Raw genomic sequence first — 13456 nt, 5'->3', positions numbered from 1 at the left:
AGCGCAATGAATACCACACGAAATCATTGCGAATCCAAGCCTCCTGCGACTTTCTCCTCCGATGCGATAACCAAATGTTGTGGACGTATTTGCAATACCCGGTCGCAACTTGCCAAACTAGCCTCCCGATGTGCAATCACCACCACGGTTTTCTGCCCAGACAGGGCACGAATGGATTCATTCACCGCTGCTTCGGTCTCGCCATCCAGCGCACTGGTAGCTTCGTCCATCAGCAGCACCGGCGGATTGCGGTACAGGGCGCGGGCAATGCCCACGCGCTGGCGCTGGCCGCCGGAGAGTCGAATGCCCCGGTCGCCGACACGGGTGGCATAGCCTTGGGGCAAACCGCTGATCACGAAATCATGGAGTTGCGCGGCGCGGGCAGCGCTTTCTATGGCTTGCATGTCGATCAGTTCCTTCGGCACGCCAAAAGCAATGTTTTCCGCCACGCTCGCATCGCTCAGGTAGATGTGCTGGGGCACGTAGCCAATGGCGCTTTGCCAGGCGTGCAGGTTGTCGGCAGTGATGGGCGTTCCGTCCACGCTCAGGGCGCCGGCTTGCGGCTGCAGCAGCCCCAGAAGAATATCCATCAAGGTGCTTTTGCCGCTGCCACTGGCACCGGCGATGCCCAGGCTGGTGTTGGCGGAAATGACGAGTTCCAGGCCGTCAAGCACGGGTTTACCGGGCGTGGATGGGTAGGCATAGCGGACACCGCTCAGGCGTATTTCGCGCTGTGGTCGCATGCTGGGCATCGGCGGCTGCGTGGACGCCGCATCCTCCGCCGCTTGTGGCAATGCCAGGTCGCCGTGAATGGTGTCGAGGGTTGCACTCGAATACTGAAGCCGCGCAAAGCCGCGGTACATGATCTGCGCAGCGGGCAGCAGGCGATAAGCAGCGAAGCCATACAGGCCCAGCGCAGGCAGCACATGCGCCACGTCATTGCTGCGCATGAGGAGGAACAGCGCGATGAGGATTAGACCCGAGTAGCCTACAGCCTCGACGAGGTAGAGCGGCGATGCGGTAATGGTTTCAGCCGTCGCCATGTGGCGAGAGAACTCGCGCGAGTTGCGGGTATGGGCGTCCAGCCAGACCTTGGCAGTATGCGTGACTTTTACGTCCTTGATGCCGCCCAACGCCTCTGCACAGCTTTGATACCGACCCGCGTCCGCCTGCTGACGCTGTTGCCCAATACGCACCAGGCGGCGGCGCACGACGAGAAAAATGGCGCTGTAAAGCATGGCTACACCCGCGACGATGGCAACGGCCATCCACGGGTCGTAGGCAAAGATCAGCACGATCATCGCGAACACGACGGTGCCGTGCGCGATGAGCAACGACAGGGGCTGGAGCAGATTGAAGGTGATCTGATCGGCTTCGGACAGCACGTTTTTCGACAGTTCTGACGGGTTTCTCCTCAGAAAGAATTCATACGGCTGGTGCAAATAACACGAAAGCAGCCGCGTGCTGAGCGAATGGCGAAGCATGTAGATGAAGCGGTTGACGGCATGCAGGGTGACCGTTTTGAATAGTGACGACACCACCACGACCGTCATGGACACAAGACCCAGCGCAACGATGAAGCTTCGTGTGTTCGTGAAACCGAAGTACTGGTAGATGGCGCGCAGCCACGCGTTCTCCTGGATCACGTCCATGCGGCCCAATACGGACAAAAAGGGCACGATCGAGATGACGCCGACCGTTTCAGCCATGGCCATCAATATCACCAGCCCGATCATTAGCACGGTTTTGCGTTGCTCACCGGGTGTGAACAACGCCCAGACTTTCCGAAGGGTTGCGTGCATGAAATCACCGCCTGGGTGTGTGCGTAATCATCGCGCTTGCAGCCCACTGGGGCATTTATGCGGCAACAACGTTCGACGCGGGCGCGAGCCGCCCACGCGTATCGACAATGAGTCGTGCGTTCTGCAGCAGTGCGTAGTCAAAGCCGTCATGATCCGTGGCGAGGATCAGGCAGTCATAGCCCGTCAGCGTGTCGGCGTTCAGCACCACCGACTTCAAGTCAAAGTGATAGTCCCGCTTGCGCGGAAACACCGGCACATGCGGGTCGCTGTAATCAATGTGCGCGCCCTTGGCCTGCAGCAGGTCCATGATTTCCACGGCGGGTGATTCGCGCGTGTCGTCGATGTTCTTCTTGTAGGCCAGGCCCAGAACAAGAATCCTGCTGCCCTTGATGGCCTTGCCCCGGTCGTTCAGCGCGTCCGCCACCTTGCCCACCACCCAGTGCGGCATGTGGTGGTTGATTTCGCCCGCCAGTTCGATGAACCGGGTGTTCACGCCGTATTCGCGCGCCTTCCAGGTCAGGTAGAACGGGTCGATGGGGATGCAGTGCCCGCCCAGGCCGGGGCCGGGCCTGTAAGGCACGAAGCCGAAGGGCTTGGTGGCGGCGGCGTCGATCACTTCGTGGATGTTGATGCCCATCTTGTCGGCCACGATCTTCATCTCGTTGACCAGGCCGATGTTGACGCTGCGGTGGATGTTCTCCAGCAGCTTGGTCATCTCGGCCGCGCGGGTGCTGCTGACGGGTACCAGGGTCTGGATGGCGTGCTGGTACAGGGCCGTGCCCAGCGCCAGGCAGCGCGGCGTGTGGCCGCCGATGACCTTGGGGATGTCCTTGGTGCCGTAGTCGGGGTTGCCGGGGTCCTCGCGCTCGGGGGAGAAGACCAGGGCGCAGTTCTCGCCCGGCTCCAGGCCCCGCGCGCGTAGGCGGGGCGCCAGCACCTCGTCGGTGGTGCCGGGCCAGGTGGTGCTTTCCAGGCTGACGAGCTGGCCGGGGCGCATGTGGGGCAGCGCGGCTTCGATGGTGTTGACGATGAAGCTCAGGTCGGGCTCGCGGTGGGCATTCAGGGGCGTGGGCACGCAGATGATGAGGGCGTCCACCTCGGCGGTGCGCGCGAAGTCGGTGGTGGCCTCGAAGCCTTGCGCGTGCGCCTGCTGGATGCGGTCGGGCGTCAACCGCTCGATGTAGCTGCCGCCCGCGTTGAGCTGCTGGATTTTGGCGGCGTCGATGTCAAAGCCCGTGACGGGTACACCCACCTCGGCAAAGCGCAGGGCCAGCGGCAGGCCCACGTAGCCCAGGCCGTAGATGCCCACGCGGGCCTTGCGCTGCGCGATCTTGTCTTGCAATGAGGCCAGCAAGGGGCTGGCGGGGAGTTCGGTGGGCATTTCTATCCAGGGTTGGTGTGGGCGCTGGCCTCAAATGTATGCGGGCCTGGCTACGCCACGAAGCTGCCCGATTTTCCGCCATGTTTTTCCAGCACCCGCACGCCCTCGATCTGCATGCGCTTGTCCACGGCCTTGCACATGTCATAGACGGTCAGCAGGGCCACCTGCACGGCGGTCAGGGCTTCCATTTCCACGCCGGTCGGCCCCACGGTTTCGACGGTGGCTGTGCATTGCACGGCGTGTTCTGCGGGCTGCAATGCAAAGTCCACCGCCACCCGGGTCAGGGCCAGGGGGTGGCACAGGGGGATCAGCTCGCTGGTCTTCTTGGCGGCCATGATGCCCGCGATGCGGGCCACGCCCAGAACGTCGCCTTTCTTGGCGGTGCCGCTTTCAATGATGGCCAGGGTGGCTGGCTGCAGGGTGATGCGGCCCGTGGCGACTGCCGTGCGGTGCGTGGCGGGCTTGGCGCCCACGTCCACCATGTGGGCCTGGCCTTGGGCGTCGAAGTGGGTCAGGGGGGGCGTCACAGCAGCTCGGGCAGGTCGGCGTAAATGTCGCGCAGGGTGGGTTGCGCGTCCAGGCAGGCCAGGGGGAGCGCGTCGCTTGCGTTCACAAAGCGCCAGTGCTGCCAGCGGCCATCGCTGCCGCGCTGGTACAGGTCGGCCTGGGCGCGGTCCTGGCGCAGCATCAGGTACTCGTGCAGGCCGGGCAGCAGGCGGTAGGCCAGCAGTTTTTCACGGCTGTCGATGTGCTCGGTGCTGGGGGAGAGCACTTCGACCAGCAGGCAGGGGTTGCGGCGGTAGTAGGGCGATTCGCGGTCGGCTGGGTCGCAGATGAGCGCCACATCGGGGTAATAGAACCAGCTGTCGCCTTCGTGGTCGATGCGCACCTTCATGTCCGAGCTGAAAACCTGGCAGCCCTTGCGCCGGGCATGGGGCAGCAGCCAGGCGGCCAGCGACATGGCGATCAGACCATGCCGGTCGCTGGCCCCGCCCATGGCAACGATCTGGCCCGCCAGGTATTCGTGCTTGGCGTCGGTGTGCTGCTCGCCTTCAAGGTAGTCCTCGACGCTGCAGTGCTCCTGGGGTTGGGTGGCGGTATTCATGGGCGTTCTCCCGTCTTGCGAAACATTCGGCAGGCAGGGGCATCATACGGGGATGTCATTCTGTTCGACCCTATGCCAGATTTCAAGCGTTTTTGGCCTCTAGCGCTTATCCTTAAAGCGCTGGTAGCTTCACTATTGATAGCAAACTCCGCCCTGGCCCAGCCTGCGCTGCCATCGCTGGGCGACGGCGCCGACCTGACCACCAGCGCGGAGCGCCGCCTGGGCGACCGCATCATCCGCGAGCTGTACCGCGACCCGGACTACATCGACGACGCCGTCGTGCATGAATACGTGCAGGGCCTGTTCCTGGCGCTGGTCAAGGCCGCCAAGGAGCGCGGCGAGCTGTCGCCCGAGCTGGACGAGCGCTTCGCCTGGGAGATTCTGCTGGGCCGCGACCGCTCGGTGAACGCCTTCGCGCTGCCGGGCGGCTACTTCGGCGTCCACCTGGGCCTGATCGGCGTGGTGGCCACGCGGGACGAGCTGGCCTCGGTGCTGGCGCACGAGCTGAGCCACGTCACCCAGCGCCACATAGCGCGCCTGATGGCCAGCCAGGCCAAGCAGACGCCGCTGCTGCTGGGCGCGATGGTTCTGGGGGCGTTGGCGGCCAGCAAGAACCCGGGCGCCACGCAGGCGCTGGTGGTGGGCGGGCAGGCGCTGGCGATACAGAACCAGCTCAACTTCTCGCGCGACATGGAGCGCGAGGCAGACCGCATCGGCTACGGGCTGATGGCCCCTGCGGGCTTTGCGCCGCAGGGCTTCGTGAGCATGTTCGACAAGCTCCAGCAGGCCAACCGGCTCAACGACAACGGCTCGTGGCCCTACCTGCGCAGCCACCCGCTGACCACCGAGCGCATGGCGGACATGCATGCGCGCACCCCCCCGGGCGCCGCGCCTGCGGCGGCGCCCGCGCCCACGCTGGAGCACGCCCTGGTGGCCGCGCGGGCCCGCGTGCTGTCCAACCCCGGCGTGGACACGCTGCGCCAGTGGGTGGCAGAGCCGCAGGGCAGCAGCTTCGCGGCCCAGCCCGCGCACCGGCGCGCGGCCAGCCTGTATGCGGCCGCGCTGGGCAGCAGCCAGTTGCGCGATGCCGACGGCGCGCGCGCGGCGGTGGGCAAGCTGCAGGAGCTGGTGCGCGACGACCCGGCCGCCCGGCGGCTGGCGCGGCTGCTGGCGGCAGAGATCGCGCTGGCAGCGGGCAACGCGCAGGCCGCGCTGAACACCTTGGATCGGGAGCAGCCCCCCACCCGCAGGCCCGAGCTGGTGCTGCGCGCGCAGGCCCTGCAGCGCGCCGGGCGCGGCGGCGAGGGCGCAAGCGCCCTGCAAAGCTGGGTGGCCCTGCACCCCCAGGACGCCACCGCGTGGCAGCTGCTGGCGTCGGCCTGGCAGGCCCAGGGCCAGCCGCTGCGCGCCGTGCGGGCCGAGGCCGAGGCCCAGGCCGCGCGCTACGACTACGCGGCGGCGGTGGACCGCTTCAAGGCGGGCCAGGACCTGGCGCGGCGCGGCGGGCCCGAGGTGGACCACATCGAGGCGTCCATCATCGACACGCGGCTGCGCGCCGTGCAGTCACTTCTGAAAGAACAGGCCGCCGAGCGCTGACGCGATCAGCACGGCTCGTTCAGTCCAGCGCCAGCACCCACCACAGGCCCAGGCCCGTCAGCAGGCTGCCGAGCGCGCCGGGTGCGCCAGGCGCGGCGTCGGACTTGGGCCGCCGCGCATCCACCACCTGGGCCGCCCGGGCATGCCCGGCCTGCAGCTGCTCGGTGAATTCGGCCAGCGGGCCCTTGGCGACCACCGTGGTCACGGCGCCCGCCGGGGCGCGCAGCACGGGCAGCATCTGGGTGAACAGCTTTTCGGCCCACTTGGTGCGCCAGTTCTCGCGCGCGCTGTGGCTCACCCACTTGCTGATGCGGTGCGTCATGCGGGGCGCGCAGGCCACCAGCACCCACTGCGTGCGGGCAGCGGCGTCCCGGGCGAACAGGGGCGCCAGCACTTGCTGCGCATGCGCCGCGTCGTCCACATAGACGATGACTCGGTCTGGCATCAATGCTCCGCAGGCGCGGCGGCGGCGCGGCGCGCCAGGATGAACTTGCCCGCCGCCAGCACCAGCAGGGCGCCGGCCACGCAGGCGCCGTACTTGATGGCGGGCAGCACCTCGCCGCTCGCCGCGTCCAGCGGCAGCTTGAACATCCACTGCCACTTGTCGGGGTTGACGAAGGCCGGGTCCGTCACCAGCATGCCGCCCGCGATCCAGCCCAGCAGCATGCCGCCCGCCGTGATGATGATGGGAAAGCGCTCCATGAGCTTGATGACGAGCTGGCTGCCCCAGACGATGATGGGGATGGAGATCAGCAGGCCCAGCACGACCAGCAGGAACGAGTGCTCGCCCGAGTTCTGCGCCGCGCCCGCGATGGCGATCACGTTGTCCACGCTCATCACCAGGTCGGCGACGATGATGGTCTTGATGGCGGCCAGCAGCCGGTCGCTGCCCTGCACGTCGCCATGGCCTTCCTCGTCGGGGGCCAGCAGCTTCACGCCGATCCACACCAGCAGCAGCGCGCCCGCGAACTTGAGGAAGGGCAGCGACAGCAGCGTCATCGCAAAGGCGATCAGGATCACGCGCAGCACGATGGCGCCCGCCGTGCCCCAGATGATGCCCTTGGTGCGCTGGGCGGGCGGCAGCTTGCGGCAGGCCAGGGCGATGACGACGGCGTTGTCGCCGCCCAGCAGGATGTCGATGATGATGATCTGGCCGAGTGCGATCCAGAATTCGGGCGAAGCTAGAAAGTCCATGTTTCCTCTTGTCGGTTCATGCGGGTGACAGGGTATCGGCGGGCAGGGAAACGATCAAGGCTGCTGGCGCGACACCCGAGGACATGCGAAGGAAAGCCTTGATCGAAGCCCTGCCGGGCCCATCAAAGGTCTTGCTCGGTCTGGCGCGCCCTGGGCTTGCCGGGACCCGGACCGCCGGAAGCGGCGCTGCGCTTCGTACTGACGACGGTTCCGATGGCCTGCCGGGGCGGCGGGCCGGGAGCTACTCCCCCTCGAATCGGTCATTGGAACATTGCCAGCGCCCGAGCGCAAGTACGGCGCCATAGGGTTATTGCGCAGGGCTATGATCGCTGCCCCCCTTCCTGCCCCGCCCATGGCCGCCATCCACATCACCGACATCGAAGCCGCCATCAACCACTGGCGCGCCCGCGCGCCCTCGCCCGACGGCATCACGCTGGCGCCCGAGACGCGCGCGCTGGCCGAGGTCTATGCGGTGATGGTCTATCGGCACGAGGACGCCGTGGACGAAGACGGCCTGCCGCCAGCCGCGCGGGCCGCCTGGCTGGCCTGGTACGCCACCACGGCGGACACGCCCTGCATCGCCATCTGCTCCACCAGCCAGGGCGACGACTGGTGCAAGGGCTGCGGGCGCAGCTTCGACGAGGTGCAGCACTGGCCCGCGTTCACACCCGCCGAAAAACGCGCGGTGTGGCGCCGCATCACGCTGGAGCATGCGGCCTGGCGCTTCAACCGCTATGCCGAGCGGGCGGCGGAAAATGCTACAAATTCAGGAGCTGATAGCGCTTGATGGATGCGCGCTGGAGGCCGATTCGGCTCTTATTTCCAGCGGATGGGCTCCACGTGTACGCTGCCCAGGTGGCTGCTGAGGGTGATGGCGCCTTCCTGCACCGTGGCCTGTAGTTGCATGCTGCGCTCGGCCAGTTGCGCCAGGGCCTGCGATGCCTCGGCGGGCACGCGCCAGACCTGCAGCTTGTCCAGCCGCGTGAGCTTGGTTTGAATGCCCTTCCACCACACTTCCGCCGCGTGGTGAAAGCAATACACCACCACCGCGTCCGCCTGGCTGCAGGCTTTGGACAGGGGCTTGTCCTCGGGCTGGCCCACCTCGATCCACACGCGCTTGCGGCCCGTGAAGTCGGTCAGCGAGGCGTCCGGGTCGTCCGGGTCCGACAGCCCCGCGCCAAAGGCCAGCGTGCCGTCGCCGTGGCACAGGTCGTTCAGCTGGTGCGCCTGCAGGGCCAGGGCCGCCAGGCGGATCATCATGCGCTCGTCCGTCTCGCTGGGGTGGCGCGCCAGGGTCAGGGCGTGGTCGGCGTAGTAGCCATGGTCGATGTCGGCGATGGCGAGGTTCGCCTTGAAGATGGTGGATTTGAGGGCCATTGCTCTTGATTTAATAGCTATCAGCGCTTGCTGGACAAGCGCTGGAGGCCAAAAAGGCTATAAGTTTCAGGCGCGCCGCGCCAGCTCCGCCGCCTTGCCCGTGTAGCTGCCGGGCGTCATGGCGAGCAGGCGGTCCTTCTCGGCCTGGGGGATTTCCAGCGACTGGATCAGGCCGTGCAGCGCCTGGGCCGTCACGGTCTTGCCGCGCGTGACTTCCTTGAGCTTTTCATACGCGCCCTGCACGCCAAAGCGGCGCATGACGGTCTGGATGGGCTCGGCCAGCACTTCCCAGCTCGCGTCCAGGTCGGCGGCCAGGGCTTCGTCGTTCAGCTCCAGCTTGTTCAGGCCCGTGAGCAGCGAGGCATACGCCAGCGCCGCATAGCCCAGCGCCACGCCCATGTTGCGCAGCACGGTGCTGTCGGTCAGGTCGCGCTGCCAGCGGCTGACGGGCAGCTTCTCGCTCAGGTGGCGCAGCAGGGCGTTCGCCAGGCCCAGGTTGCCCTCGGCGTTCTCGAAGTCGATGGGGTTGACCTTGTGCGGCATGGTGGACGAGCCGATCTCGCCCGCCTTCAGCCGCTGCTTGAAGTAGCCCAGGCTCACGTAGCCCCAGATGTCGCGCGACAGGTCGATGAGGATGGTGTTGGCGCGCGCCACGGCGTCGAACAGCTCGGCCATGTAGTCGTGCGGCTCGATCTGGATGGAATACGGCTGGAAGGTCAGGCCCAGGCCCAGGGGCTCGGGCGTCTCCACCACGCGCTTAGAGAACGCTTCCCAGTCGAAGCCGGGCCAGGCCGACAGGTGGGCGTTGTAGTTGCCCACGGCACCGTTCATCTTGCCCATGATCTTGACGGCGGCGATGCGCTCCATCGCGCCGTGCAGGCGCACCAGCACGTTCGCCATCTCCTTGCCCACGGTGGTGGGGCTGGCCGTCTGGCCATGCGTGCGCGACAGCATGGGCACGTCGGCATGGGCGTGCGCCATCTCGCGCAGCTTGAGCGCGATGCGGTCCAGCCCGGGCAGGACCACCTGGTCGCGGCCCGAGCGCAGCTGCAGCGCGTGGCTGGTGTTGTTGATGTCCTCGCTGGTGCAGGCGAAATGCACGAACTCGGCGGCTTTCGTCAGCTCGGGCCGGGCCTCGAACTTGCTCTTGATCCAGTATTCGACGGCCTTCACGTCGTGGTTGGTGGTCTTCTCGATCTGCTTGATGGCGGCGGAATCGGCCTCGGAGAAGTTCTTCACCAGGCCCAGCAAGTAAGCGCGCGCTCCGGTGGTGAGCGGCTTGAATTCGTCAAAACCCGCGTCGGACAGGGCGATGAACCAGGCCACCTCCACCTGCACGCGGCGGTGCATGTAGCCGTGTTCGCTCATGATCGGGCGCAGGGCGGCGAGTTTGCTGGCGTAGCGGCCGTCGAGCGGCGAAAGGGCGGTGATGGAAGACAGGCTCATGGGTGGCGATTGTAGGTGTTGGCCGTGCGCCACGCGCCGCGCCATGCCGCCGATAGAATCGTTCAGACACATCACCTTCGCCCTGGAAACACACCATGAAATTGATCGGCTCCACCACCAGCCCCTACGTCCGCAAGGTGCGCGTCGTGATGGCCGAGAAGAAGCTCGACTACCAGTTCGTGCAAGAGGATGTCTGGTCCCAGGGCACCGGCATCGCCGCATCCAACCCCCTGGGCAAGGTGCCCTGCCTGGTGATGGAAGGCGGCGAGGCCGTGTTCGACTCGCGCGTGATCGTGGAGTACCTGGACACGCTCTCGCCCGTGGGCAAGCTCATCCCGCCGCAGGGCCGCGAGCGCGCCGAGGTCAAGACCTGGGAGGCGCTGGCCGACGGCCTGGCCGACGCCGCCATCCTGGCGCGCATGGAGGCCACCTGGGCGCTGCGCCAGGACAGCGAGCGCAGCCAGGCGTGGATCGACCGCCAGTTGGGCAAGGTGCAGGCCAGCCTCAAGTCCATGAGCCAAGGGCTGGGCGACAAGCCGTTTTGCAGCGGCATCCACCTGAGCCTGTCGGACATCGCCGTGGGCTGCGCCCTGGGCTGGCTGGAGTTCCGTTTTCCCGAGATCGCCTGGCGCGGCGAGTACCCCAACCTGGGCAAACTGCTGGACAAGCTGATGCTGCGCCCGAGCTTTGCCGACACCAAGCCGCACTGACGCACGGCCCGCCTTCAACGCAAAAAGCACGCCCTCTTTTCAGAGGGCGTGCTTTTTGGCGGGGAATAAAAAGGTTGCGAAGCGTCCCGAAACGAATTTAGAGAGGGAGGGAGGAGAAGCGCTCCAGGAGGTCAGTCGGAGCCCGGGGGCCCGAAAGGCTTCGCAACACGAAAACTGTGTGCAGCGCCATGGCGCCGCACGGGGGATAGAGTAAGGCCAGCCCGCCAAAGTTCCAGCCCCTGGGGCGTTTCTTTTGACAAGGAAACGTAAAGAATCTTTGCGCGCAGCGGGCTGCACCGGCGTCACGCCAGTGGCAGCAGCCGCTCCAGCGGCAGCTTGACGCGCACGTCCTTGAACGCCACCGGGCCCGCGATCTTCCAGGGCGGCATGCCGGTGTCGCGCGGGATGGGCTCACCCGTGGGCATGCCGTCGCGGTTGGCCACCACGGCCACGCGCGGCGTGGTGGCCGTCGCGCCGCGGCGCACGACCACGCCCACCTCGTGGCTCGCCAGGCGCACGAACGCCCCGGGCGGATAGACGCCCAGCGCCTTGACCAGCGCCGAGCCCGCCTCGTCCACCTGGTGCTCCTCGTCGTAGTAGCTGGCCTGCATGGCGGCCGTGACGGGCATGGGCCAGCGCGCAGCGCGGGGGGCGATGCGGGCGCCGAAGATGTCGGCGCGCTGGATCAGCCGGGCCATCTGCTGCGCGGGCGTCTTCTTGGCCAGCGGCCCCGGCGCGCGGTGGTGGTGGCAGCGCACGGCCTCCAGCCACTCTGGGTCGGCCACGCCCAGGTCGCGCAGCAGGGCCTCGGAGTGCGCCGCGTGGTTCTCGACGGCGGCGATCTGCGCGGCCGTGAGCGGCTCTTTCTGCAAGGCCAGCTGGTCCTGCAGCCCGGTCATGGCGATGTTCATGCTGAGCGCCGCTTGCCCGAGCTGCTGCACCGGCTGCGCGGGCCACTGCAGCATCTCGCGCGCCACCACCATGGTGATGCAGCTCACCAGCAGGGCGTGGGTGGCGCTGTACATGCGCGTCTCCTGCGCCGACAGATAGACCAGGGCCAGCAACGCCGCGTCGGGCGAGTGCTCAGAGTGCCGGGCCAGTTCGCCGTGCAGCGCCTGAAAGCGCCCGCCAAAGTCGCCGCCCGCCTGCGGCGCGCGCAGCAGCTGGGTGGCGCGCAGCTGCAGCCCGGGCCAGTCGGGCAGGGCGCGGCCCGTGCGGGCGCGGCGGGCGGACTCCTGCGCCGCCGTCATCTGCACCGCCGCGATATCGCCCAGGCTGGTGTCGGCCATCAGCATGCGCTGCAGCTGGGCCAGGTAGGCGCGGTGGCTGTCGCCCGATTCGTCCGTGTCCACGCACAGCGCCCGGCCCCGCGCCACCAGGCTGGCCAGGTCGGCCCGGTTGCGGATGACGTAGCCCTTTTGCGCCAGCAGCGCGCCATCCGCCCCCCGCAGCACGAAGGGCAGCGGCTGGCCGAGGGGGATGGTGTCGATGTTCAGGCGGACGAGGTTCATGGACGGCACTTACATTGTCTAACAATTGCGCGCCGCCGGCACACCCTCATGAAGCGGGGGTTTGCCCGCTCTTCTTGCCCGCCAGGCGCCTGAGCCTCTGCGCCAGGTCGTCGATGTAGGTGAACACCGCAGGCACCACCAGCAAGCTCAGCACCGTGGACGTGATCAGCCCGCCGATCACCGCCACCGCCATGGGCGAGCGAAAGCTCATGTCCGCCCCGCCCCAGGCCGCCGCGATGGGCAGCATGCCCGCGCCCATGGCCAGCGTGGTCATGATGATGGGCCGGGCGCGCTTGTGGCAGGCGTCCAGCAGCGCGTCCAGGCGGCTCATGCCGTGCTCGCGCCGCGCCACGATGGCGTATTCGACGAGCAGGATGGAGTTCTTGGTGGCGATGCCCATGAGCATGATGAGGCCGATGAGCGAGGGCATCGAGAAGCTCTTGCCCGCGATCAGCAGCGCCACGAAGGCCCCGCCCAGCGACAGCGGCAGCGCCGCGAGGATGGTGACGGGCTGCAGGAAGTCCTTGAACAGCAGCACCAGCACGATGTAGATGCACAGCACGCCCGTCAGCATGGCCAGGCCGAAGCTGGCGAACAGCTCGCCCATCATCTCGGCGTCGCCCACGTCGATCTTGCGCACGCTGGGCGGCAGCGCTGCAACGGCGGGCAGGGCGTCGATGGCCTCGGCCACTTCGCCCAGGCCGCGCTCGCCCAGCTCGATCTCGAACTGCACGTTGCGCGCCCGGTCGTAGCGGCTGATGACCGCCGGGCCGCCCGCCACCTCCAGCGTGGCGACCTCGCCCAGCCGCACCGGGCCGCGCGTGCCGGGCACGGCCAGGCGCTCCAGCACCGACAGGTCGGTGCGCGCCGCGTCCGCCAGGCGCACGACGATGGGCACCTGCCGCTGCGCGAGGTTGAGCTTGGGCAGGTACTGCTCGTAGTCGCCCAGCGTGGCCACGCGCAGGGTCTCGGCAATGTCGCTGCTGGTCACGCCCAGGTCGGCAGCGCGGGCGAAGTCGGGGCGCACCGCGATCTCGGGCCGCACCAGGCTGGCGTTCGACCCCACGTTGCCGATGCCGGGGATGGTGCGCAGGCCGCGCTCCACCTCGCGCGCGGCGGCGGCCAGGGCCTGCGGGTCTTCGCTGGCCAGGGCCAGTATGTACTTGTCGTTCGAGCCGCCCAGGCCCACCTTCACGCGCACGCCGGGCAGGTCGGCCAGGGCCGCGCGCAGGCGGGTTTCGATCTGCTGCTTGAGCGGGCGCTGGCCGCGCGGCGCCATGCGCAGCGTGAGCGTGGCGCGGCGCGCCTCGGCCGCGCCGCCGATCGGAAGTGCG

Annotated in this window: 13 protein-coding genes; 3 read left to right on the top strand and 10 right to left on the bottom strand. The window is 67.6% G+C overall.

Going from position 1 to position 13456, the window contains the following annotated elements; all coding sequences use genetic code 11:
- Positions 1–23: 23 nt before the first annotated feature.
- The 4 genes from QM569_RS02330 to QM569_RS02315 are packed head-to-tail and all read right to left on the bottom strand — an operon-like array spanning position 24 to position 4288.
- A complete protein-coding gene (locus QM569_RS02330) occupies positions 24–1802 on the bottom strand; it encodes an ABC transporter ATP-binding protein (protein ID WP_414985614.1) in 1779 nt (592 codons plus the stop codon).
- A 55-nt stretch (positions 1803–1857) separates the two neighbouring features.
- Positions 1858–3183, bottom strand: a complete 1326-nt coding sequence (locus QM569_RS02325; protein ID WP_414985613.1) for a nucleotide sugar dehydrogenase — start codon at positions 3181–3183, stop codon at positions 1858–1860.
- Positions 3184–3233: 50 nt separating this feature from the next.
- A complete protein-coding gene (gene moaC, locus QM569_RS02320) occupies positions 3234–3710 on the bottom strand; it encodes a cyclic pyranopterin monophosphate synthase MoaC (protein ID WP_414985612.1) in 477 nt (158 codons plus the stop codon).
- Positions 3707–4288: a Uma2 family endonuclease gene (locus tag QM569_RS02315; protein ID WP_414985611.1), complete on the bottom strand. Its 582-nt coding sequence runs from the start codon at positions 4286–4288 to the stop codon at positions 3707–3709. The genes moaC and QM569_RS02315 overlap by 4 nt, the downstream gene beginning before the upstream one ends.
- A 72-nt stretch (positions 4289–4360) precedes the next feature.
- Between QM569_RS02315 and QM569_RS02310 the strand changes: the two genes are divergently transcribed.
- Positions 4361–5884 (top strand): M48 family metalloprotease, encoded by a 1524-nt coding sequence (locus QM569_RS02310; protein ID WP_414985610.1) that lies wholly within the window; start codon positions 4361–4363, stop codon positions 5882–5884.
- A gap of 19 nt (positions 5885–5903) precedes the next feature.
- Here QM569_RS02310 and QM569_RS02305 read toward each other — a convergent pair whose 3' ends face one another.
- Both QM569_RS02305 and QM569_RS02300 read right to left on the bottom strand, forming a co-directional pair.
- Positions 5904–6329 carry a hypothetical protein gene (locus QM569_RS02305; protein ID WP_414985609.1) on the bottom strand — a complete coding sequence of 142 codons (426 nt, stop codon included), beginning with the start codon at positions 6327–6329 and terminating at the stop codon, positions 5904–5906.
- Positions 6329–7078, bottom strand: a complete 750-nt coding sequence (locus QM569_RS02300) for a TerC family protein (protein ID WP_414985608.1) — start codon at positions 7076–7078, stop codon at positions 6329–6331. Before QM569_RS02300 ends, QM569_RS02305 begins: the two co-directional genes overlap by 1 nt.
- A gap of 352 nt (positions 7079–7430) precedes the next feature.
- On the opposite strand from QM569_RS02300, the gene QM569_RS02295 reads away from it, so the two are divergent.
- The gene (locus QM569_RS02295) at positions 7431–7865 is read left to right on the top strand and encodes a DUF3717 domain-containing protein (protein WP_414985607.1); all 435 of its coding nucleotides are present in this window, start codon (positions 7431–7433) and stop codon (positions 7863–7865) included.
- Between the two features lie 29 nt (positions 7866–7894).
- Here QM569_RS02295 and QM569_RS02290 read toward each other — a convergent pair whose 3' ends face one another.
- Both QM569_RS02290 and purB read right to left on the bottom strand, forming a co-directional pair.
- Positions 7895–8455, bottom strand: a complete 561-nt coding sequence (locus tag QM569_RS02290; protein ID WP_414985606.1) for a YaeQ family protein — start codon at positions 8453–8455, stop codon at positions 7895–7897.
- A gap of 66 nt (positions 8456–8521) precedes the next feature.
- A complete protein-coding gene (gene purB / locus QM569_RS02285) occupies positions 8522–9901 on the bottom strand; it encodes an adenylosuccinate lyase (protein WP_414985605.1) in 1380 nt (459 codons plus the stop codon).
- A gap of 95 nt (positions 9902–9996) precedes the next feature.
- On the opposite strand from purB, the gene QM569_RS02280 reads away from it, so the two are divergent.
- Positions 9997–10611 (top strand): glutathione S-transferase family protein, encoded by a 615-nt coding sequence (locus tag QM569_RS02280; RefSeq protein WP_414985604.1) that lies wholly within the window; start codon positions 9997–9999, stop codon positions 10609–10611.
- Positions 10612–10913: 302 nt separating this feature from the next.
- Here QM569_RS02280 and QM569_RS02275 read toward each other — a convergent pair whose 3' ends face one another.
- Together QM569_RS02275 and QM569_RS02270 are read right to left on the bottom strand one after the other, a co-directional pair.
- On the bottom strand, positions 10914–12122 hold the full coding sequence (locus QM569_RS02275) for an HD-GYP domain-containing protein (protein ID WP_414985603.1): 1209 nt from the start codon (positions 12120–12122) through the stop codon (positions 10914–10916).
- A 46-nt stretch (positions 12123–12168) separates the two neighbouring features.
- On the bottom strand, positions 12169–13456 hold a 1288-nt coding region (locus tag QM569_RS02270), incomplete at its 5' end, for an efflux RND transporter permease subunit (RefSeq protein ID WP_414985602.1).

This window comes from Acidovorax sp., from assembly GCF_047607405.1.
Taxonomy (GTDB): Bacteria; Pseudomonadota; Gammaproteobacteria; order Burkholderiales; family Burkholderiaceae_C; genus Acidovorax.
Note: the sequence above shows the minus strand (reverse complement) of the source record. Positions and strands in the feature narration are given on the sequence as shown.